Here is a 19,456-nt window from a genome sequence, read left to right as displayed (position 1 = left end):
TATCCGAGAGCGACTAGTCAGTGTCAACTATTCAGATTCGAATACCGTTCCATGGACCGCCGCCCACATCGGGCCCCAGCCCTCCGCGGGGTCAGAGATCTTGGCGATGAACTCCTCGACGAAGGCGCGCTCGGCGTCGAGGAGGCGCACGCGGTACGACTCCTCGATCAAGAAGAGCGGATGCAGCCCTTCGGCCTCGGACTTCTCGATCATGGCCACCGCCTCGGCGCGCTGCGCGTCGAGGCCGGTCAGCCGCTCGCGCAGCAGCCGCACAACCTCGGTCGGCGGCAGCGCGGAGACCAGCGACAGCGCGGAGACGAACGCCGGATACTCGTGCTGCGGCTCCCCGACCAGCTCGCGCAGCCAGTCGCGCAGCTCCGCGCGGCCGGCGTCGGTGATCGCGTAGACGGTGCGCTCGGGCCGCGCGCCCTCGCGACTGACCTCCTGCTCGGCGACGAAACCGGCCTTCGCCAGCTGCTGCACGACCATGTACAGCGAGCCGTGGGTGAACTTGATGCTGCGCGCGTCGCCGTAGTTGCGCAGCGTCTTGGACAGCTCGTACGGGTGCATCGGCTCGCGGCTGAGGTACGCCAGCACCGACAGCGCGAGCAGGTTGCCGACCTTGCGCCGCTTCACGCCGCACCGGGCAGGCCGAGCGCGACGCGCGCCTCCTCGTCGAGCACGAGGCGACCGGCCGCGACGTTCTCCTCGAGGTGCTCCAGCGAGGCCGTGCCGGGGATGAGCAGCGTGTTGGGCGCCACGGCCAGGATCCACGCGAGCGCCACCTGCGCCGGGGTCGCGTCCAGGCGCTCCGCGACCGCCCTGACCCGCGGGTGGCCGAGCACTCGTTCGCGTCCGAACGCCGCGCCCAGCGGAAAGAAGGGCACGAAGGCGATGCCGCGTTCGAGGCACAGGTCCAGTACCGGCCGGGATTGCTGGTCCACGAGGTTGAACGGGTTCTGCACGCACACGATCTCGGTGCGCTCAAGAGCCTGCCGCAGCTGCTCGATGTCGACGTTGCTCAGCCCGATGCCGTCGATCAGGCCCTCGTCGCGCATGGCGATCATGGCGTCGAGCTGCGCGTCGAAGACCTCGGGTGCCGACTTCGAGTGCAGGCGCAGGTTGACGGCGTGCAGCCGGTCGACGCCGAGGGCGCGCAGGTTGTCCAGCACGCCGGCGCGCAGCTCCTCGGGCTCCTGCGCGGGCAGCCAGGCGCCCTTCCCGTCGCGCCGCGCGCCGACCTTGCTGACGAAGACGAGCTGGCTGGGGTACGGGTACAGCGCGCTGCGCAGGATCTCGTTAGCGACGTCGGGCCCGTAGTACTGAGCCGTATCGATGTGGTCGACGCCCAGGTCGACCGCGCGGCGCACCACCGCGAGGGCCTCGGCGCGGTCCCGGGGCGGGCCGAACGCGCCGCGCCCGGGCAGCTGCATGGCGCCGAACCCGACGCGGTGGACGTTGCGCCGGCCCAGCGGGAAGGTCTTCACGGCCCCTACCCTACGGCGGCACTCAGCCTCACACGACGAGGTTGCGGCGCAGCACCGGCTCAGCGGGCCTGCCTGGTCTTGCTGTAGTGGCGTGCCGCGCGCGCCCGGTTGCCGCAGTCCGGTGTGCACCACTCACGCCGTGTGCTCCCGCGCAGGAAGTACAGCACGCAGTTCGGGCCGGGGCAGATGCGCAACTCGTGCCGGGCCGGGTCGGCGAACAAGCCGGCGAACAGGTCGGCGGCCTCCTCGGCCAGTGCGGACAGCACCGCGGCGACGGCTCGTGCGTGGCTGCGCACCTCGGTACGCGGCTCGGCGCCGACCCGCAGCTCGCGCCAGCGCGGCGCCCGGCGCACATGGCCGTTGAGCGCGGCGACCGCGTCCGCGCCGGGTGTCTGATCGTGCACGATCGCGTCGGCGACGGCCCGGATCGCGGTACGGAGGTCGTGCGCCACGGCGAGATCACCGCCGGTGACGGTGTCCAGGTCGTCGTCGGTGAGGGCGACCGCCAGTCGGGTGCGCATGTCGCGCAGCCACGCGGCGAGGTGGTCGGTCGTGTCCAGTCCCTCACACAGCCGGCCGCGGATCGCATAGGTGGTATTGGCGAACTCGATCGGGGCAGGCTCGCCCAGTAGCGGCGCCCCGCCCGCGCTGAGGCGGATCAACTCCACGGTTCTCATAGTGGCCCATTGACGGCCTGCGATCAGGCGTGCCATCGTACCTAACGGTACTCGTCTGTTCTATCCATTAGAACCAGCGGAGGCAGCGCATGGCAACACCCACCCTGGAAACCGGTCATGTCGGGTTGAACGTGACCGACCTGGCCCGGTCGATCGCCTTCTACACGCGGGTCTTCGAGCTCGACGTCATCGCGGAGCAGGCCAAGGGCGAGCGGCAGTTCGCCTTCCTCGGCCGGGAGGGCAGGCCGGTGGTCACGTTGTGGCGGCAGAGCACCGGGGAGTTCGCGGCGGCCCGGCCGGGCCTGCACCACCTGGCGTTCCAGGCGCCGGACGTCGAGGCGGTCCGGCGTGCCGAGGCCACACTGCGGGAGCTGGGCGCGGCACTGGTCTACGAGGGCGTGGTGCCGCACGGCGAGGGCGCCTCGTCCGGCGGCGTGTTCTTCACCGACCCCGACGGCATCCGGCTGGAGATCTACGCGCTGAGCGGCGCCGAGGGCGCACCCGCGCCGACCCCGGCCGCGCCGACCTGCGGGTTCTTCTAACCCGCGCTCATGGATCACGCGGGTGAACGCGCCGTCCGGCACAAGGCCGGCGCGGCCGTCGGGGGCCGGGACGTCCGCGCGGACGTCCCGGCGGTGGCCGCGCGGTTCCTCGGCGAGCAGCGGCTGGTCGTGATCGGCGCCGCGGACGGCGACGGCGCGGTGTGGGCGAGCCCGCTCACCGGCCCGCCCGGTTTCGTCACCACAGCCGGGGAGCACACCATCGTCGTCGACCGCCTGCCCGGCCCCGGCGAGCCCCTCGACGGGCGGTTCGACGCCGAGCGCGACATCGGCATGCTCGCCATCGACCCGGCTACCTGCCGGCGGATGCGCGCCAACGGCCGGGCCCGCCGCGCCGCCGACCGGCTGGTGATCGACACGAACCAGGTGTACGCCAACTGCCTCAAATACCTGCAGACCAGGTACCCCCGGGGCGACCGGCCGGCCACGACCGCCCGGGTGGCCCGGCGCGCGACCGCGCTCACCGTCGCGCAGCAGCGGTGGATCGCGGCGGCCGACACGTTCTTCATCGCGAGCGCCGTCCCGGGGCTCGGCGCCGACGCGTCGCACCGCGGCGGCAACCCGGGCTTCGTCACCGTCGCCGACGCGCGGCACCTGAGCTGGCCCGACTACGCCGGCAACGGGATGTACATGACGCTGGGCAACCTCGAGCTCGACCCGCGCTGCGGCCTGCTCTTCGTGGACTGGGAGCACGGCCACGCGCTGCAGCTGACCGGCCGGGCCCGCGTCGACTGGGACCCCGGCCGCGCCGCGGCGACCCCCGGCGCCCAGCGCTTCGTCGACGTCGAGGTCGATCAGGTCGTGGAGGTCACCGCCGGGCTCGGCATGCGGTGGTCGTTCGGCGAGTACTCGCGGTTCAACCCGGCTCAGCGATGACCGTGGCCGTGCCCGGCGGCCGTCGGTCCGACCCGGCTCAGGGCACGATCTCGATGACACCCATCATGCCGGCGGCCGAGTGCTCCAGGAAATGGCAGTGGTACACGTACCGACCGGTGTGGTTGGGGAACGTGGCCTGGACGCGGACGTTGCGCGCGCCGGCCGGCACGTAGATGGTGTCCTTCAGGCCGGCGTCGTCGGCAGTGGGTCTCGCGCCGTCGCGGTCGAGCACCCGGAAGTGTGTCATGTGCATGTGGAACGTGTGGTCGAAGCCCGGCGGGTCGCCGTTGCCGATCCGCCAGATCTCGGTGCTGCCCCGCTTCACGGTGAAGTCGACCCGGTTCGGGTCGAAGACGTGCCCGTTGAGCATGCCGACCGGCATCTGCCGGGTCAGGTCGAAGCTCATCGTCACGTCGCGGGTCACGGTCGCGGCCGGGGCAGGCGGCAGCGGCCGCAGCACGGCCGGCACGCGGCTGGGGTCGGCGGCCTGCCGTACCACGTCGAAGCGCAGCACCGGCCCGGCGGTCGCGTCCCGCAGGACGACCTGGCTGCCGAGCGGGAACCGGGCGAAGTCGACGACGACGTCCTGCCGTTCGGCGGAGGCGAGGACGATCTCGGTACGGGCGACCGGCGCCGGCAGCAGCCCACCGTCGGAGCCGACCTGGGTCATAGTCGCGCCGTCACCGAGGGTCAGCCGCAAGACGCGGGTGTTCCCGGCGTTGAGGAGGCGGAGGCGGTACTTCCTGGCGGCGACCCGGAAGAACGGCTGCGGCCGTCCGTTGGCGAGCAGGAACGGCCGTTCGAAGCTCGCGTAGTCCAGGCTGCCGTCGGCGGCGAACGCGGCGTCACGCAGCAGGATCGGCACGTCGAACTCGCCGCGGGGCAGTTGCAGCCCCCGCTCGGCGTCGTCCTCAAGGAGGTAGAACCCGTGCAGCCCGCGGTACACGTCCTCGGACTCCATGCCGTGGGCGTGGTCGTGGTACCACAGCGTCGCACCGGGCTGGCTGTTCGGGTAGGTGTACCACCGGGAGTGGCCGGGGTCGATGACGTCGGTAGGGAAACCGTCGTTCTCGGCCGCCACGTGCCCGCCGTGCAGGTGCACGTTGGCGGCCATGTCCAACCGGTTGACGAACTGCACAAGCGCGGGACGGCCGGTGCGGGCGCGGATCGTCGGGCCGACGAACTGCCCGCCGAAGGTCAGCGCCCGCGTCCGCACGGCGGGCAGGATCTCCACGGTGGCCGGGGTGATGTCGGTCCGGAAGATGTCGACGCCGGCGACGGTGGCGATCGGGCGCAGGTCGCGCGGGATCGGCAGCGGTACCGAGAACGGCGGGGGCGCCGCGAGCGCCCCGGCGGCGGCCGGGCTGAGCCGGGGATTGGCACCACCCGGCCAGCGCGCCACGATCTCGGTGGAAACCTTGGCCGTCGCGAGCATGCCGCCCGCGACGGCGCCGAGCGCCAGGACACTACGCCGGTTGGGCATATCTCCGCTCCAGTGAGGCATGTAAATCAATCGGTGTGGTTTCGCGGGCCGATCGTAGGGGCGCCGCAAGCGCATCGTCCATCGACCGACGTTGACACCCACCGGCCTGGTGCGAGGATTCGGGCATGCCCGAAACCGTGCTCTGGCCCGAGTTCGTCGACACCACCGACCGCGCCGAACACGAGCGGCTCGCGCTGCTGGAGTCGGTGTTCGACCCGTTCAGCCGGGCCGGCCTCGACCGCCTCGGCGTCGGCGCGGGCTGGCGCTGCCTGGAGGTCGGCGCCGGCCGCGGCTCGATCGCCTTCGAACTCGCCCGCCGCGCCGGCGCGGCGAACGTCACGGCCACCGACCTGAGCACCCGCCTGCTGGGCCCGCTCGCCGAATCGGGCGTCCAGGTGCTGCGCCACGACGTGCTGCGCGACGCCGCACCGGGCGAGTTCGACCTGATCCACTGCCGGTTCGTCGTCGACCACCTGCCGGACCGCCGGCGGGCGCTGGAGCGGATGGCCGGGTGGCTGCGCCCCGGCGGCTGGCTGCTGGTCGAGGCCGGCAGCACCGCGCCGGCGCTCTCGTCCTCGCCGGTGGTGGGCCGGGCGATGGCGGCCGCCAACGCGGTGCTGGCCCGACGACTGGGCACCGATCCGGCGTGGGCGCGCAGCCTGCCGCTACCGTTGGAGGCGGCCGGGCTGGCGGGTTGCACGGCGCACGCGGAGGCACCCCCGGTGCGGGGCGGCTCGCCGCTGGCCCGCTGGTTGCGCGACACGCTCCGCCTGGTCGACGACGCGGTGCTCGCCGACGGCGACCTGACGCGGGCGGACCTCGACCGGGCCGCCGCGACGTACGACGACCCGTCCTTCATCGACTACACCTGGTTGACCGTGGCCGCCTGGGGTCGCCGCCCCTGAATCCGGACGTGCGGGGCCGGCCGTGGCACGGCCCCGGTCCGGCACCAGGGTCAGTCGAGGGCGAGGGTCGGGCGGTACATGTCGAGCCAGTGGTACAGGTCGAGGACGCGATCGACGCCGCGGCGGATGTCGCTCGGGACGGTCAACGGGTCCAGGGCGGTGGCCGCGGTCAGCCAGTCCCGGTCCACGACGGCGAAGACCGGATGGTCGTGCTCGGCGAGGACCTCCTTGGCCTGCTGCTGGAGGCTCAGCAGGTACGCCGGATCCTGTGTCGAGGGATAGGACGCCTTCACCCGGTCCCGCGCCGACGGCGGCAGCACGTGCGCGGCGGCGTGCCGCAGCAGGCTCTTCTCCCGCCCGTCGAACGTCTTGAGCGCCCACGGCACGTTGTACACGTAGTCGGCCAATCGATGATCGCAGAACGGTACCCGCACCTCCAGCCCGACCGCCATCGACACACGGTCCTTCCGGTCCAGCAGCATCCGCACGAACCGGGTCAGATGCAGGTGGGTGACCTCCCGCATGCGCCGCTCGAACGGGTCGGCGCCCGGCAGGTGCTCGACCGCCGCGACCGCGCCCGCGTACTGGTCGGCGAGGTAGCCGCCGAGGTCCAGTGTGGAGCGCAGCCGGGGGTGCAGGACGGCGGCCCGGTCCCCGCTCATCGCGCTGCGGAACGCGAGCCAGGGGAACGTCGCCGCGCCGACCGACGCCGGGTCGTGCATCCAGCGGTATCCGCCGAAGACCTCGTCGGCGGACTCGCCGGACAGCGCGACGGTCGAGGTGGCCCGCACCGCGCGGAAGAGCGCCAGCAGCGAGGTGTCCATCTCACCGAAGCCGATCGGCATGTCCCGGGCCGCGATGACCGCCCGGCGCATCGCCGGGTCGGCGAGCGGTGCCGGGTCGAGGGTGACGTTCTCGTGCGCGGAGCCGACCCGGGCGACGACGTCGCGGATGTACGGCGTGTCGGGTGTGTCCCGGACCTCGTCGGCGCGGAACGTCTCCTCCCGCGCCACGAAGTCGACCGAGAAGGTGCGCAGTCGCTCGCCGTCGCGGGCGAGGTGGCGGGCGGCGAGCCCGGTGACGGCGCTGGAGTCGAGGCCGCCGGAGAGCAGCACGCAGCGGGGCACGTCGGCGACGAGTTGCCGGGCGACGATGTCGGTGAGCAGCTCCCGGACCCGCTCGACGGTGCGGCCGAGGTCGTCGGGGTGCTCGCGGGGTTCGAGCCGCCAGTAGGTGCGGGTGCGCGCGCCGGCGCGGTCGACGGTGACGACCGCGCCGGGCGGTACCTCCGCCATCCCGCGCCACAGCGCCCAGCCCGGCGCCATCGTGTTGGCGGCCAGTTCCCGCAGCCCGTCGGCGTCGACGACGGCGGGAGCGAGCGGGTTGGCCAGGATCGCCTTCGGTTCGGATCCGAACAGGACGCCGCCGGGCGTGTGGAACACGTACAGCGGCTTGACGCCGAGCCGGTCGCGGACCAGGGCGAGGGTCTGCGTGCGGCCGTCCCAGACAGCGAAGGCGAACATGCCGTTGAGCCGCTCGGCGAGCCGGTCGCCCCACTGCAGGTAGGCGCGCAGGACGACCTCGGTGTCGCTGCTCGTGCGAAACCGGTGGCCGCGGGCGGTCAGCTCGGCGCGCAGCTCGGTGAAGTTGTACACCTCGCCGCTGTAGACGACGGCGACAGCGCCCGCCGGGGTCTGTTCGACCATCGGCTGCCGTCCGCCGGCGAGGTCGATGACCGCGAGGCGCCGGTGGCCCAGCGCGGCGTGCGGCTCGATCCAGACGCCGGCGTCGTCCGGACCGCGCAGGGCCATCGTCGCGGTCATCCGTTCGACGACGTCGCGGTGGCGGGTCAGGTCGTCGTCGTAGGCCACCCACCCGGTGATGCCACACATCCCGGCCTACCCGCGGGGGGCCGCGATGATGGCGGTGGTCTCCATCGGCAGGTCGACGACCCGCTCGACGTCGAGGCCGGCCCGGTCCAGCAGCGCGCGGAAGGTGTCGAGGGAGCGGTGCCGCCCGCCGTTGGTCATCAGCAGGTGCAGGTCCCACAGGGCCGGCAGGACGGTGCCACCCTCGTCGGTGACGACCCGTTCGAGGATCATCAGCCGGCCGTCCGGCCCGTCCATCGCCCGGCGGCAGGCCGCGAACAGCCCGGCGACGGCGTCGTCGCTGTGCCCGGCGAGCACCCGGCACAGCACGTAGACGTCGGCGCCGGCGGGGACCGTCTCGAACATGTCGGCGGCGACGAACTCGATCCGCTCCAGGCCGACGGTGGCGGCGAGGTTGGCCTTCGCGATCGGTACCACGTGCTCGCGATCCAGCAGGATGCCCCGCGCGTCCGGCACGGCCCCCAGGACGGCCATGAGCAGCCGGCCCGGTCCGCCGCCGAGGTCGGCGACGGTCTTGCCGGCGAAGTCGAAGACGTCCGGCACGTAGTCGAAGAAGAGGTTGCCGGAGCGCATCGCCGCCTGGAACCGCTCGGCGAGGTCGGGGGCGGTGCCGAGGTAGGGGTACAGCGCCTGGCCGAAGGCGATCTCGAAGCCGGCGCGCACGGTGCGGATCGACTCGTACGCCTGGCCCCAGGCGGTGTAGAACTCCTCGCCGTACAGCAGGCACATGTCCCGCAGCGACTCGGGCTCGTCCATCAGTGCGAGGCTGGCCGGCGTGTTGCGGTAGCCGCGCTCGTCGCCGTCGAACACCTCCATCGCGACCAGCAGGCGCATCAGCCGGCGGACGCCCTCGACCTCGGCGCCGGCTGCGGCGGCGAGCTCGGCCGCGGTGGTGCTCCCGGCCGCGATGAGGTCCGGCAGCCGCATCCTCGCCGCGGTGTAGACCGCCTGGGCGCGCCACCCGCCGGTGATGAGCTCGACGACCCGCCCGGCGGCGTCCAGATCCGTTCGTGCCACGACAACGTTCCCTTCGAGGTCTCAGCGGGGGATGCCGCCACGCTTGACGACCGGCACCGCGATGCCGAGGGCGTCCAGCTGGCGGAAGGGGTTCATGAACTCGCGCTGCTCGGCGATGCGCCCGTCGCGGAACCGGAACGAGTGGATGAAGTGGTTCTCGTAGCGGCCCGGCGGGTAGTCCGGGAACAGGATCTGCCCGGCGCCGTCGCACTCGACCCAGAACCGGTTCGGGTCCTGCGTCTGGAAGATCTCGACGTTGTACCACTCCCAGTCCGGGAACATGCGCAGCGACCACTCGCCGTGCGCCTTGAGCCCGGCGTGGCCCGTGGTGATGACCGGCTCCCGTGTGTCGGCCGTGTAGAGGCCGCCGCTGCCGTCCTCGGTGAAGAGCAGGTAGCGGGTCAGCCGGCGCTCCCCTTTGCGGTTCATGTAGTCCTCGACCACGGCCCGGTTCTGCTTGCGGACATCCTCGTCGGCGCCGAACATCGGCAGACCTCCCTCATCGACCACTGTCGATCATATGGGCTCGTCCAAGTGCCGGAAACCGGCGCTTGGACGCACCACCGGTGCACGGCCACGGCCGTTACCGTCATCCACGTGTACGCCTACGTGATCGCCGACGTGTTCACCGCGACCGCCCTGCAGGGCAATCCCGTCGCGGTGTTCCTCGACGCCGCCGGTCTGAGCGGCGAGCGCATGCAGCGCATCGCCCGCGAAATGAACCTGTCCGAGACGACCTTCGTCCTGCCCCCGTCCACCGACGCCGACGTGCGGGTGCGCATCTTCACCCCCGTCAACGAGCTGCCCTTCGCGGGTCATCCGACGCTCGGCACGGCGATCGTCCTCGCCGACCGCGAGCACCGCGAGGAGCTGCGGATGGAGACCGCCATGGGCGTGGTGCCGTTCCGGTTCGACCGCCCGGGCGGCGGCGGAGGCAAGGTGCGGGTCGCCCGGATGCTCCAGCCGACGCCGGTCTGGGAGCCGTACGACCGGCGCAGCGAGCTGCTCGCCGCGCTCGGGCTGGAGCGTTCGACGCTGCCGGTCGAGGTATACCGCAACGGCCCGCGGCACGTCTTCGTCGGCCTGCCGAGCATCGAGGCACTGTCCGCCGTGCGGGTCGACCTGCTCGCCCTCGCCACCCACCACGACATGGCGGCCAACTGCTTCGCCGGCGCCGGCACGAGCTGGCGCATCCGGATGTTCTCCCCCGCCTACGGCGTGGCCGAGGACGCCGCCACCGGCTCGGCTGCCGGCCCGCTCGCGCTGCACCTCGGCCGGCACGGGCTGGTGCCGTTCGGCACGCGGATCACGATCCGCCAGGGCGTCGAGATGGGCCGGCCGTCCACGATGTACGCCAAGGTGGACGGCAGCGCCGAGCGCATCGAACGCATCGAGGTGGCCGGCTCCGCGGTGCTCGTCGGCCGCGGCATGCTCGACGTCTGACACTACGGTTGCAGGCGGCGGCCGAGCCAGCCGTCGCCGGTCCGGTCGTAGCGCAGTCGCCGGTGCAGCCGGTCCGCGTCGGCCTCCCAGAACTCCACTGTGGACGGTGTGAGCCGGTAGCCGCACCACTGCGCCGGCCGGGTCAGCGGCGCCCCCTGGTCCGCCAGCCGCCGCGCGGCGGCCCGCAGCGCCGCCTCGTCGTCCAGCGGCGCGCTCTGCTCGGAGGCGACCGACATCGGGTGCGTCGCCGCCGGTCGTGCGGCCCACAGCGCGTCGGAGTCGGCGTCGGGCAGCCGCGTCACCCGGCCGGCGAGGGTGATCTGGCGGCCGTTCTCCCGCCAGTACAGCACCCCGGACGCCCAGCCGGTCTCCGCGATGTGCCTGCCCTTCACGGAGCCGGCATGGCTGGTGAACAGGAGCCCGTCGGCATCGAGCCGCAACGTCTGCACCATGCGGCTCGCGCTGCGCCCGTCCGAACCGGCGGTCGCCAGCGCCAGCACGCCCGGCTCGCGCACCCCCGCCGCGACGGCGCCCTCGAACCACTGGCGCAGCGCGGTCAACGGCTCGGCGGGGACCACCGCGAAGACGTCGTCAGTCATCGATGAACCCCGGGAGCGCGAGGCCGCGGCCGCCGAGACGCGGCTCGTCGTAGCGGCCCTCGACGGTGGCCTCCACGTCGAACCGGATCCGCTGCTGCGGCGGGTAGCCGATCAGCTCGCTGGCCCGATGCGGCGGCAGCACGGCGGGGTCGACGTCGTCGCGGTCCCACAACATGACCGCGCCCCACCGGTTGCCGGCGCGGTCGGAGACCCAGAACTTGAGCCGCAGCCCGGGCACCGACTCCCAGGGCAGCACGCCCTCGTCGCGCAGGTACTCCCGCAGCGAGTCGATCGTCTGCGTCGACTCGCTCAGGTCCCACCAGGTGACGGTCGCCTTCATGTGCCGAGTACCTCCTTGATGCGGGCGGCGAAGATGCGCGGGCCGTCGACGGTCAGCACCGACTCGGCGTGGAACTGCAGGGACGCGAAGTGCTGGCCACGCAATGCGAACACCTCACCGGTGTGCGGGTCGCGGCTGACCTCGACCGGCCCGACACCCGGCGGGTCGATCTTGTCCTGGTCGCAGCGGGCCGCGAACGTGTTGTAGAGCCCGACGACCGCCGGCTCGCCGAACAGGTCGATCCGGCGCTGCCGGCCTTGGTTCGACCGCTCGCACGGCGCCAGCGGCAGTTCGAACCGCCCGCTGAGCACCTGATGGCTCAGGCACACCGCGACGAACCGGCGCCGATCGGCGAGCAGCCGCTCGATCGTCGCGTGCAGGTACGCGATACGCGGGTCGGCGCTGTCCCGCGGGTCGCCGGGCCCGGGCCCCATGACGACGACGTCGGCGTCGCCGGCGGGCTCGTCGTAGCGGCACACGGTGACCGCCAGCCCGAGCGCGCGCAACTGGTGCCCGATCATCGCGGTGAAGGTGTCCTCGGCGTCGACCACGAGCGCCCGGCGCCCGGCGAACTCCGGCACCGTGCGGTCCTCGTCCGCTCCGGCCAGCCAGAACGGCGCCAGCCCGGCGTTGCGGCCGGCGAGCGCCGCCCGCACATGCGGATGTTGCGCCAGTGGTACCGCAGGTGCCGCGTTCAGCGCGCCGAGGAGCCCGGCGACCTTCGCGGTCGTCTCCGCCGCCTCCGACGCCGGGTCGGAGTGGCGCACGACGGTGGCGCCGACCCCGATCCGCAGCCGTCCACCGGCGTCGATGTCGGCGGTACGGATGAGAATCGCCGAGTCCATCGCCCAACCGCCGCCGGCGTCGCGCCCGATGAGGGCCGCGACCCCGGCGTAGTAGCCGCGGCCGGCCGGCTCGTGCCGGGCGATCACCCGGCAGGCGCTCTCCAGCGGGCTGCCCGTCACCGTCGGGGCGAACAGCGTCTCCCGCAGGATGTCCCGGGGGTCCATCGTGGACCGTCCGGTGATGAGGTACTCGGTGTGGGCGAGGCGGGCCATCTCCTTCAGCCGGGGCCCGACGACGCGCCCGCCGTCGGTGCAGATCCGGGCCATCATCTTCAGCTCCTCGTCGACGACCATGAAGAGCTCGTCGCGCTCCTTGACGTCGGCCAGGAACTCCAGCAGGCCGGAGAGCGTCGGTCCGGTCGGCGGGTACCGGTAGGTGCCGCTGATCGGGTTCATCACGGCCGCGCCGTCGTCCAGGCTGACGTGCCGCTCGGGGCTGGCGCCGACGAACGTGCGCTCCCCGGTGTGGATGACGAACGTCCAGTAGGCGCCGCTCTCCCGCTCGCAGAGCCGGCGGAACAGGGTGAGCGCGGCGGACGGCCGGTAGCCGGTGATGTCGGCGGTGTACGTGCGCTTGATGACGAAGTTCGATCCCTCGCCGCGGCCGATCTCGTCGGCGATCACCGCCCGTACCGTCGCCGCGTATGCCTCGTCGTCGACGTCGAACCGCCCGCCGGCCACGTCGACCGGCACGTCCGGGATCCGCGCCAGTACCTCGGCGAGCGGCAACGCGACCTGCCCGCGGATCCGCATCGCGAGCAGCGGCGCGTCGTCCTGGACCGCGGTGAAGCCGCGCTCCTCGAGCTGGCGGAACGGGACCAGGACGAGCACCTGGTGGTCCCGGGCGCGTTCGGAGGCCGGCAGCGCAATGCCGGCGAGCGTGGCCGGGGTCTCGACCTCGCCGATGAGCACGTCCACCCGGCCGTCGCCGGTCGCCGGCCGGTGCAGGAGCGCGAACGGCGGCGGGTTGTCCCGCAGCACCCGGTCGAGCAGGAACGCCTTGTTCACGCAAGGATCTCCTTGGCCATCAGGACCATGGCGCAGCGGGCGGCGGCATAGCGCAGCGCCAAGCCGTGGTGGTCGGCGGAGAAGTCGGCGACCGCGTCGGCCACCAGGAACGGCTGGATGTCGTTGGTGAAGGCGTCCACCGCGGTGGCGAGGACGCCGACGTGGGCGTACACCCCGCACAGCACCAGCTGGTCACGGCCCCGCTCGCGCATCCAGGCCAGCAGCGGCGACCGGAAGAACGCGCTGTACCGCCATTTCGTCAGCACCAGGTCGTCCGGGCCGGGCGCGAGCTCGTCGACGACCGCCCGGTCCGCCGGGTCGACCCGCATGCCCGGCCCCCAGAAGTCCTTGAGCAGGCCGCGTTCCTCGTCGGTCATCCCGCCCGGCTGCGCGGTGTACGCGACCGGCACGCCGAGCGCGCGGCACCGCTGCCGGATCGTCGCGGTGTTGGCGACGATCTGCTCACGCACCGCCGGTGGCAGCGGGCGCAGGAAGTACCGCTGCATGTCGTGGACGAGCAGCACGGCCCGGTCGGCGGCGGCAGCCCAATCGGCTACGTTGGCCGGCAGGTCGCCCGGCTGAGGCAACGGATACGGTGCGATCTGCGGAATCATGCGGCTTCCCGGTCCGGCGTCTCGTCGGTCTTGTTGAGGTGCTCGCCCACCAGGCGCCAGACCCGCGCGCACTCCATCGCCAGACTGGCCACGGTGGCCCGGTTGTGCGGCGGCACGCTGCGCAGGATGGCCGCCCAGTGCGCCGTCGTGAGCGTGTGCATGTCCAGCAGGCGCAGCAGAACCCGGCCGGTCTCGCTGAACCGCAACATCGGGTCGGCCCGCAGGCGCCGCACGATCGCGGCACTGTCCTGCGCGGGTTGTTGCCGCTCGCGTACCTCCGGCTCCCGCGCCTGTCGCGCGCTGCCCACGGCCCGCCGCTGGGCCCGCAGCTCGGCCCGGACCGACCGGACGGTCTCCGGCGAGATGCCGACCACACGGGCCACCTGCCGCAGCGACAGCTCGGGGTCGCGGCTCATCAGCTCCGCGGCGAGCCTGCGTTTGGCGAGCCGGTCGACCGGCCGCACCCGCCCGTCCCGGCCGATCCGCCCGGCGGGCTGCGGCGCCGTACCGGGCCGAGCGCGGCGCAGCTCACCGACCGTGCGGGCGGACAGCCCGGTCACCGACGCGATCATGCGGTCCGACCACGCCGGGTGCGACCCGAGAATCCGCTCGGCGGCGGCCCTGCGGTCAGCGGCGCTCAGCGGAAGCCCGTGCGCGGCGTTGAGCCACACGGCGAGGACGAACGCGTCGTCCGGGTCGCCATCGAGGAACCGGACCGGAACCGTCCGGTCGCCGCGAAGCACCGCGGCGCGCAGACGGTGCATGCCGTCGACGACCCGGTGCGTCGGCCGGTGCGCGATGATCGGCGGGAGCTTTCCGGGCTCGGCGTCGGCGAGCCGGCGGACGTGGTCGGGGCACTCGCCGCCGGAGCGCGGCAAGAGGCCGTCCCACAGGCACCCGACCTCGACGTCCACCACGGGACCGAGCGTCAGGCCGAGCCGTTCCACCGGATCCAGCGGATCCAGCTCCTGCTGCTCCTCCTCATGCTGGTCCCGCTCCTTCCGGTGCTGCGGCATTCGCTTCGTGACGCTGGCGGAAACAACGGACACTGCCACGTCTCCCACATCGGTCGTCGTCACCATCGGGCCAGGCATCAAATTGATACCGGCCGAAGCGCAACAACCGCGCAAGAGGGCCTCGAGGGCTTGGCAACGGGTACCGCACCCAGGCACTCTGCTCACATGAGTTGGCGGAACAACCTCCTGATCCCGCAACTGACGATCTATCGCGCCCTCGCCCCGCGTGACCAACGGCGGGCGTGGCAAAAGTACTGGTCGACGGCGCGCGACGACGAGGTCATGTGGGACGCCGGCCATTCACCCGAGTCCGACACGACGGCCGCCAGGCTCCGCGAGCACGCCGACCTGACGCTGCCGATCGTCGACCTCGGCTGCGGCAACGGCACCCAGTCCAGGGCGCTGGCCCGGATCGCCCCGCGGGTGATCGGCATCGACGGCGCCGAGGCCGCGATCGCGCGGGCGAACGCCGCCGGCGGCGGTGTGGAGTACCGGGTCGCCGACGCCACTGAAGAGGGCCTCGGCGAGCGGCTCCACGACGAGCTGGGTGACGTCAACGTGCACATCCGCGGCATGCTGCACATCGTCGCGCCGGAAGCCCGGCCCGCCGTCGTGCGAAACCTCGCGGCGATGCTGGGCGCCCGCGGCACCGCCCACATCTGCGAAACGAACGTTCGCGGCAACCCGCTGGTGATCCTGCGCCGGCAGGGCGCCACCGCGATCGGCATGCCGCCGATCCTGCGGCGCTTGATCGCCTCGGGTGTCCGCCCGCCCATCAATTTCGGCCAGCCCGAGGTGGAGGCCCACTTTCCGCCCGACGCGTGGCAGGTCCTGGCGAGCGGCCCCACGACGCAATACGGCCGACCGCTACGCGCCGGCGGACCGCTGCAGGAGGTGCCCTGCTACTACGCGATCGTGCGAACCGCGCCCGATCGATAGCGGCCCCGGCTACGAGCAGACGTTGCGGCGCCCAGCGAGCGCTGTCCAGCGACAGCGCCAACCGCGGCCGTCGAACCGCCACCACCGCCGTCGTCGAACCCAGATCGCGACGTCGATCCACAGCCGTTCGACCGCAGCCGTAAGACCGCGACCGTCGAACCGGGGCCCTCAGGTCAGACCGCGGCCGGAGCGTCGGAGCGGACCCCGGCTATCGAACCGCGGGCCATCGGCGTGCGGCGGGCTTCGGAGCGGAGCCGGCGTCGGAACGTGGTTAGGCATCGGAGCGCGTCCTTTGGCGCGGCAGCAGGAAGCCGGCGGCGATGAGCCAGGCGAGGGCGGTGAAGCGGGCGATCGGCAGCAGGTACGCCGCGGGGTCGAGCAGCAGGGTCAGCGTGGACAGTTCCGCAATCGCGGCGATCACCAGGCCGGACCATGCCAGCCAGGTCGGCAGGAGGCGCGCCAGCAGGCCGGGCACCGCTATGCCGGCAAGGAGCAGACCCAGCGGTACGACATGGGCGACCCCTCCCGACGCGAAGTTCAGCAGCTGCAGAGCGCGGACCATGGCGGGATCGTCGAGGACCTCCGGACGGGACAGGACCCAGCCCAGCAGGCCCGACAGGGCCAGGAACGCCGCGGCGAGCAGACCGCCGGCCAGGGCGATCGTGGCGCCGGGAGCGCGGATGCCGAGCTGGTGCAGGCGTGCGCTGGCGGTGGCCGCGTAGATGGCCAGGGGAACGGCGGCGCCGAACTGGAACGCACCGCCGATCTGTACGGCGCGCGGATGGTCGCGGAAATAGGCGAGGATGTCCGCGGCGGCGCCGAACGGGGACGGGTAAGGCTTACCGCCGGCGAGCATCGTGGCGAGGACGAGGCCGCCGAGGAACAGCGCGGCGAAGACGATGGCGAGCGCGCCCAAATGCGGGCCGCCCTGAGCCTGGCGCCGCCGGGGCGTGGCGCCCGAGGTGGTGCCGGGCGCCGTCATACGATCACCCGGCCGCCGGTGAGGTCCAATGTGGCGCCCGTGATCCAGGAGGCGGAGTCGGAGGCCAGGTAGAGCACCGCCTCGGCGACGTCCTCGGGTCGGCCCAGGCGACCGAGCGGGAACCGGGCGGCCAGGTCCGCGAGCTGCTCGTCGGTCATGTGCTGGCGCATGCGACTGTTGAGAACCGCTGACGGGGCCAGGCAGTTGACGCGGATGCCGTGCGGGGCTACCTCGGCGGCGAGGTGCTTGCTGAACATCACCACGCCCGCCTTCGCGGCCGCGTAGGCGGCACTGGCCTGGCCCGGCAGGCGTCCGGCGGTCGAGGACATCGTGACGATGACGCCGGCGCGGCGTTCGATCATGCCGGGCAGTACCTCGCTGACGGCCAGGAAGACCGAGGTCAGGTCAGCTTCGATGGTGGCGCGCCACTGCTCGGCGCCGAGCTGGTGGGTGGGGACCGGGCGCCCCTGACCGCCGACGAACGGGGCGAGGACGTCGATCGGGCCGAGGGCTCGCTCGACGTCCTCGCGGATGCGGTGCACGGTGCCGGCCTCGGTGGCATCGCCGGGCGCGGCAAGTGCTGCGCCACCGGCCTGCGTGATCTCGGCGACCAGTTCGTCAACGGCGCCGGGATCCCTGCCGTTGACGGCGACGCGGACGCCGTTCTGGGCCAGCGCCCGGCAGGTCGCGGCGCCGATCCCGCGGGATCCGCCGGTGACGAGCGCGACCTTGCCGGCCAGGTCGGAATGGGTGGTGAACGACATCGGAGCACTCCCTTCTCTTCCGTGAATAGTTCAGTCAAGTGAATCGTTCGGCGTGGTGTACGATAGCGCCATGAAGCACGGCGGGCAACCCAGACCCAGAGGAGCGGCATTCCTGCTGGCCCAGGTCGGCGCGCACGCATCGGAACGGTTCGCCGACCGGGTGCAGGAGATCGGGCTGTCACCGCCGGAGGTCGGGCTGCTCCGCATGATCGCCGGGCAGCCGGGCCGCAGCCAGCAGTCCGTCGCGGTCGACCTCGGCGTGGTGCCGAGCCGCGTCGTCGTGCTCATCGACAATCTCGGCCACAAGGGGCTGGTCGAGCGGAGGCCGGGCAGCACCGACCGCCGGCATCACGAGCTATATCTGACCGTCGACGGGGAACGGATCATGATGGACATGCGATCGATCGCCACGGCACACGACGACGACCTGCTCACCGCGCTCGATCCCGACGAACGCGCAGAGCTCACCCGACTGCTGCAACGCATCGCGGACCAGCAGGGGCTCACTCCGGGCGTGCACCCGGGATACAAGCAGACGGGCGGCCGCCGAAAGCCCGTCGGCCAGGGGACGTAGCGGCGTCGGCCATCGGGTGGCTCCGGCCCGTCCGCGGGCCGAGACTGATACCTCACCACGCTCATCGCGGGCGGCGCCGACGTCTGCCTCTACGGCGCGTCCCCGATCGTGGTTCGGGTAGAGGCCGGCTGTGTCGGCGTCGCGCGGTCCGTAGGCGGGGACCTGCGTGCCAGACCGTGACCCGAGGCCGAAAGCCCGAGCGGAACGACGCCGGTCGGCAAGCAGGCGGCGGACAGCACGCGACGGCGGGCTGAAGGTCCGCCGTCTGGACTGGAATCGGGGCAACTGAAGCACGGCGACGCCCGGGTTGACCGCGCGGCGTCGCGGGCGAGTCGCGGCGGGAGCGCTGGGCCGCCGGTGTGCGCATCGGGCGGCCGGCAACCGGAACGTGGCTTCACCTAACGTCAGCCGTGCGGAGCGACGATCGGGTCACCGCGCCGGGCGAGGATGCGTCACCCGCCAGGCGAGGGCCGGCGTCACCAGCACCAGGCGACGATTGGCGTTGCCGCACGGGGCGAGGATCGGCGTCACCAGCGCCAGGCGCCAGTCGGCGGCGTCATTCGTAGGGGCGGGGGCCATCGGCCGGGGCCAGTGACGGCGCTGGCGGTGCCCCGCTACGGTCTACGGGCATGAGCTCACCGCAGGAGACCGAAGCCGGTCAGTCCGTGGCGGCGCCGGCGCCTGGGCCTCCGCCGACCGGGATCGGCAGCCGGGTCGTGACGCTCGTCGGTGCGCTCGCCGCGTTGCTGGCGCTGGGCTTGCCGTGGGCTCGGGAGGACAACACCGTCACGGTGGCCACCGATGTCGGCGGGACCGCCACCCTGCTGCAGAGCGGGGGCGACGTGTGGACCGGCTGGGCGCTGCACGGCGCAAGCCGGCTCGACGGGCACCGGCCGGTCACCGTGGCGTTCGCGATGCTGCTGATCACCGCCACGGTGGTACTGGTGGGTGGGGCCTGGACGACGTTTGAGCGACCGCGGTCGATCTGGATCGCGCCGACGATGGCGGCGGTGGCAATACTGACGCTGATCATCAGCGTGCCAGGGCTCGACGGGGTGGCCGGGCGGTTCGGGTCCGGGCAAGTCACGTCGGTCGAGTTCGGGGTGGTGGTGTGGCGAACGGCGCTGGGCGTCGTGGCCGTGGGCGCCGCACGACTGGCGTTGCTACAGGAGACGAACCGGCGAAGATCGCGTTAGCGCGACCGCCAGGTTGGCAGCGGCAGTTCGTACCTTCTTGATCACGGAGTGAACGTGCTGCTCCTTGTACGTTTCCACTCCGTGATCATGACGAACCGGGTGTTTGGCCGGCGAGTGCTGCATGATCACGGAAATCCTGTGCTTGCCGGGCCTGGCAAGGTCGGCCCTGACGCGCGCCAGCCGGCGACGGAGCGCGTCGACCGGGGCAGGCACCGCAGGGCTCATCCCGCTACAGAGCGGTT

The 19,456-nt window shown here is 72.6% G+C and carries 22 protein-coding genes; 7 read left to right on the top strand and 15 right to left on the bottom strand.

All coding sequences use genetic code 11. The features are described 5' to 3' along the window. Nucleotides 1-27: 27 nt before the first annotated feature. From ACGFI8_RS17030 to ACGFI8_RS17020, 3 genes are read right to left on the bottom strand one after another with little or no spacing between them, the layout of a single operon-like run. On the bottom strand, nucleotides 28-636 hold the full coding sequence (locus ACGFI8_RS17030; RefSeq protein WP_392805630.1) for a PadR family transcriptional regulator: 609 nt from the start codon (nucleotides 634-636) through the stop codon (nucleotides 28-30). Further along, on the bottom strand, nucleotides 633-1,487 hold the full coding sequence (locus tag ACGFI8_RS17025) for an oxidoreductase (protein ID WP_392805627.1): 855 nt from the start codon (nucleotides 1,485-1,487) through the stop codon (nucleotides 633-635). The genes ACGFI8_RS17030 and ACGFI8_RS17025 overlap by 4 nt, the downstream gene beginning before the upstream one ends. 59 nt (nucleotides 1,488-1,546) lie before the next feature. Then, a complete protein-coding gene (locus tag ACGFI8_RS17020) occupies nucleotides 1,547-2,155 on the bottom strand; it encodes a CGNR zinc finger domain-containing protein (protein ID WP_392805624.1) in 609 nt (202 codons plus the stop codon). Nucleotides 2,156-2,253: 98 nt separating this feature from the next. Here ACGFI8_RS17020 and ACGFI8_RS17015 point away from each other — a divergent pair, with 98 nt between their 5' ends. Both ACGFI8_RS17015 and ACGFI8_RS17010 read left to right on the top strand, forming a co-directional pair. After that, nucleotides 2,254-2,706, top strand: coding sequence for a VOC family protein (locus tag ACGFI8_RS17015; protein WP_392805622.1), 453 nt, complete (start codon nucleotides 2,254-2,256; stop codon nucleotides 2,704-2,706). Nucleotides 2,707-2,715: 9 nt separating this feature from the next. Then, a complete protein-coding gene (locus tag ACGFI8_RS17010; RefSeq protein ID WP_392805619.1) occupies nucleotides 2,716-3,600 on the top strand; it encodes a pyridoxamine 5'-phosphate oxidase family protein in 885 nt (294 codons plus the stop codon). A 37-nt stretch (nucleotides 3,601-3,637) separates the two neighbouring features. Here ACGFI8_RS17010 and ACGFI8_RS17005 read toward each other — a convergent pair whose 3' ends face one another. Further along, on the bottom strand, nucleotides 3,638-5,083 hold the full coding sequence (locus ACGFI8_RS17005; RefSeq protein WP_392805616.1) for a multicopper oxidase family protein: 1,446 nt from the start codon (nucleotides 5,081-5,083) through the stop codon (nucleotides 3,638-3,640). 125 nt (nucleotides 5,084-5,208) lie between these two features. On the opposite strand from ACGFI8_RS17005, the gene ACGFI8_RS17000 reads away from it, so the two are divergent. Next, on the top strand, nucleotides 5,209-5,988 hold the full coding sequence (locus ACGFI8_RS17000; protein ID WP_392805614.1) for a class I SAM-dependent methyltransferase: 780 nt from the start codon (nucleotides 5,209-5,211) through the stop codon (nucleotides 5,986-5,988). A 50-nt stretch (nucleotides 5,989-6,038) separates the two neighbouring features. Here the strand turns inward: ACGFI8_RS17000 and asnB are convergent, their stop codons facing one another. Genes asnB through ACGFI8_RS16985 form a run of 3 tightly spaced genes read right to left on the bottom strand, consistent with a single transcriptional unit; the run spans nucleotide 6,039 to nucleotide 9,404 of the window. Continuing rightward, on the bottom strand, nucleotides 6,039-7,880 hold the full coding sequence (asnB, locus tag ACGFI8_RS16995; protein ID WP_392805613.1) for an asparagine synthase (glutamine-hydrolyzing): 1,842 nt from the start codon (nucleotides 7,878-7,880) through the stop codon (nucleotides 6,039-6,041). Between the two features lie 6 nt (nucleotides 7,881-7,886). After that, entirely contained in the window at nucleotides 7,887-8,894 is a 1,008-nt protein-coding gene (locus tag ACGFI8_RS16990; protein ID WP_392805611.1) for a methyltransferase, read from the bottom strand. A 21-nt stretch (nucleotides 8,895-8,915) separates the two neighbouring features. After that, a complete protein-coding gene (locus tag ACGFI8_RS16985; protein ID WP_392805608.1) occupies nucleotides 8,916-9,404 on the bottom strand; it encodes a PhzA/PhzB family protein in 489 nt (162 codons plus the stop codon). An 87-nt stretch (nucleotides 9,405-9,491) separates the two neighbouring features. Between ACGFI8_RS16985 and ACGFI8_RS16980 the strand changes: the two genes are divergently transcribed. After that, nucleotides 9,492-10,337 (top strand): PhzF family phenazine biosynthesis protein, encoded by an 846-nt coding sequence (locus ACGFI8_RS16980; RefSeq protein ID WP_392805606.1) that lies wholly within the window; start codon nucleotides 9,492-9,494, stop codon nucleotides 10,335-10,337. Between the two features lie 2 nt (nucleotides 10,338-10,339). On the opposite strand, the gene phzG is transcribed toward ACGFI8_RS16980, so the two are convergent. The 5 genes from phzG to ACGFI8_RS16955 are packed head-to-tail and all read right to left on the bottom strand — an operon-like array spanning nucleotide 10,340 to nucleotide 14,759. Beyond that, nucleotides 10,340-10,936: a phenazine biosynthesis FMN-dependent oxidase PhzG gene (gene phzG, locus ACGFI8_RS16975; protein WP_392805604.1), complete on the bottom strand. Its 597-nt coding sequence runs from the start codon at nucleotides 10,934-10,936 to the stop codon at nucleotides 10,340-10,342. Next, nucleotides 10,929-11,276 (bottom strand): hypothetical protein, encoded by a 348-nt coding sequence (locus tag ACGFI8_RS16970; protein WP_392805602.1) that lies wholly within the window; start codon nucleotides 11,274-11,276, stop codon nucleotides 10,929-10,931. The genes phzG and ACGFI8_RS16970 overlap by 8 nt, the downstream gene beginning before the upstream one ends. Continuing rightward, nucleotides 11,273-13,129, bottom strand: a complete 1,857-nt coding sequence (locus ACGFI8_RS16965; RefSeq protein WP_392805599.1) for an anthranilate synthase family protein — start codon at nucleotides 13,127-13,129, stop codon at nucleotides 11,273-11,275. Before ACGFI8_RS16965 ends, ACGFI8_RS16970 begins: the two co-directional genes overlap by 4 nt. Next, entirely contained in the window at nucleotides 13,126-13,743 is a 618-nt protein-coding gene (locus ACGFI8_RS16960) for an isochorismatase family protein (RefSeq protein ID WP_392805597.1), read from the bottom strand. The genes ACGFI8_RS16965 and ACGFI8_RS16960 overlap by 4 nt, the downstream gene beginning before the upstream one ends. Next, a complete protein-coding gene (locus ACGFI8_RS16955) occupies nucleotides 13,740-14,759 on the bottom strand; it encodes a ParB N-terminal domain-containing protein (RefSeq protein ID WP_392805595.1) in 1,020 nt (339 codons plus the stop codon). The genes ACGFI8_RS16960 and ACGFI8_RS16955 overlap by 4 nt, the downstream gene beginning before the upstream one ends. Nucleotides 14,760-14,924: 165 nt before the next feature. On the opposite strand from ACGFI8_RS16955, the gene ACGFI8_RS16950 reads away from it, so the two are divergent. Continuing rightward, complete coding sequence (locus ACGFI8_RS16950) at nucleotides 14,925-15,698, top strand: methyltransferase domain-containing protein (RefSeq protein ID WP_392805592.1); 774 nt, start codon at nucleotides 14,925-14,927, stop codon at nucleotides 15,696-15,698. A gap of 271 nt (nucleotides 15,699-15,969) precedes the next feature. Here the strand turns inward: ACGFI8_RS16950 and ACGFI8_RS16945 are convergent, their stop codons facing one another. Further along, nucleotides 15,970-16,680 (bottom strand): DUF4386 domain-containing protein, encoded by a 711-nt coding sequence (locus ACGFI8_RS16945; RefSeq protein ID WP_392805590.1) that lies wholly within the window; start codon nucleotides 16,678-16,680, stop codon nucleotides 15,970-15,972. After that, on the bottom strand, nucleotides 16,677-17,444 hold the full coding sequence (locus ACGFI8_RS16940) for an SDR family NAD(P)-dependent oxidoreductase (RefSeq protein WP_392805587.1): 768 nt from the start codon (nucleotides 17,442-17,444) through the stop codon (nucleotides 16,677-16,679). Before ACGFI8_RS16940 ends, ACGFI8_RS16945 begins: the two co-directional genes overlap by 4 nt. Before the next feature lie 70 nt (nucleotides 17,445-17,514). Here ACGFI8_RS16940 and ACGFI8_RS16935 point away from each other — a divergent pair, with 70 nt between their 5' ends. After that, nucleotides 17,515-18,018, top strand: a complete 504-nt coding sequence (locus ACGFI8_RS16935; protein ID WP_392805584.1) for a MarR family winged helix-turn-helix transcriptional regulator — start codon at nucleotides 17,515-17,517, stop codon at nucleotides 18,016-18,018. Nucleotides 18,019-18,447: 429 nt separating this feature from the next. Here the strand turns inward: ACGFI8_RS16935 and ACGFI8_RS16930 are convergent, their stop codons facing one another. Continuing rightward, nucleotides 18,448-18,597, bottom strand: a complete 150-nt coding sequence (locus ACGFI8_RS16930) for a hypothetical protein (RefSeq protein ID WP_392805582.1) — start codon at nucleotides 18,595-18,597, stop codon at nucleotides 18,448-18,450. Between the two features lie 50 nt (nucleotides 18,598-18,647). Between ACGFI8_RS16930 and ACGFI8_RS16925 the strand changes: the two genes are divergently transcribed. Then, nucleotides 18,648-19,214 carry a hypothetical protein gene (locus tag ACGFI8_RS16925; RefSeq protein ID WP_392805580.1) on the top strand — a complete coding sequence of 189 codons (567 nt, stop codon included), beginning with the start codon at nucleotides 18,648-18,650 and terminating at the stop codon, nucleotides 19,212-19,214. Nucleotides 19,215-19,456 lie beyond the last annotated feature (242 nt).

Origin of the sequence: Dactylosporangium sp. NPDC048998 (assembly GCF_043197855.1) — a bacterium.
Taxonomy (GTDB): Bacteria; Actinomycetota; Actinomycetes; order Mycobacteriales; family Micromonosporaceae; genus Dactylosporangium.
Note: the sequence above shows the minus strand (reverse complement) of the source record. Positions and strands in the feature narration are given on the sequence as shown.

Bases quoted from the DNA above. Each gene is read 5' to 3' on its own strand.
- ACGFI8_RS16970 (WP_392805602.1), bottom strand. From the start codon at position 11,276: ATGAAGGCGACCGTCACCTGGTGGGACCTGAGCGAGTCGACGCAGACG.
- ACGFI8_RS17000 (WP_392805614.1), top strand. From the start codon at position 5,209: ATGCCCGAAACCGTGCTCTGGCCCGAGTTCGTCGACACCACCGACCGC.
- ACGFI8_RS16945 (WP_392805590.1), bottom strand. From the start codon at position 16,680: ATGACGGCGCCCGGCACCACCTCGGGCGCCACGCCCCGGCGGCGCCAG.
- ACGFI8_RS17015 (WP_392805622.1), top strand. From the start codon at position 2,254: ATGGCAACACCCACCCTGGAAACCGGTCATGTCGGGTTGAACGTGACC.
- asnB (WP_392805613.1), bottom strand. From the start codon at position 7,880: ATGTGTGGCATCACCGGGTGGGTGGCCTACGACGACGACCTGACCCGC.
- phzG (WP_392805604.1), bottom strand. From the start codon at position 10,936: ATGACTGACGACGTCTTCGCGGTGGTCCCCGCCGAGCCGTTGACCGCG.
- ACGFI8_RS16960 (WP_392805597.1), bottom strand. From the start codon at position 13,743: ATGATTCCGCAGATCGCACCGTATCCGTTGCCTCAGCCGGGCGACCTG.
- ACGFI8_RS16950 (WP_392805592.1), top strand. From the start codon at position 14,925: ATGAGTTGGCGGAACAACCTCCTGATCCCGCAACTGACGATCTATCGC.
- ACGFI8_RS16955 (WP_392805595.1), bottom strand. From the start codon at position 14,759: ATGCCGCAGCACCGGAAGGAGCGGGACCAGCATGAGGAGGAGCAGCAG.
- ACGFI8_RS16925 (WP_392805580.1), top strand. From the start codon at position 18,648: ATGAGCTCACCGCAGGAGACCGAAGCCGGTCAGTCCGTGGCGGCGCCG.
- ACGFI8_RS17005 (WP_392805616.1), bottom strand. From the start codon at position 5,083: ATGCCCAACCGGCGTAGTGTCCTGGCGCTCGGCGCCGTCGCGGGCGGC.
- ACGFI8_RS17010 (WP_392805619.1), top strand. From the start codon at position 2,716: ATGGATCACGCGGGTGAACGCGCCGTCCGGCACAAGGCCGGCGCGGCC.
- ACGFI8_RS16940 (WP_392805587.1), bottom strand. From the start codon at position 17,444: ATGTCGTTCACCACCCATTCCGACCTGGCCGGCAAGGTCGCGCTCGTC.
- ACGFI8_RS16930 (WP_392805582.1), bottom strand. From the start codon at position 18,597: ATGGCCCCCGCCCCTACGAATGACGCCGCCGACTGGCGCCTGGCGCTG.
- ACGFI8_RS16935 (WP_392805584.1), top strand. From the start codon at position 17,515: ATGAAGCACGGCGGGCAACCCAGACCCAGAGGAGCGGCATTCCTGCTG.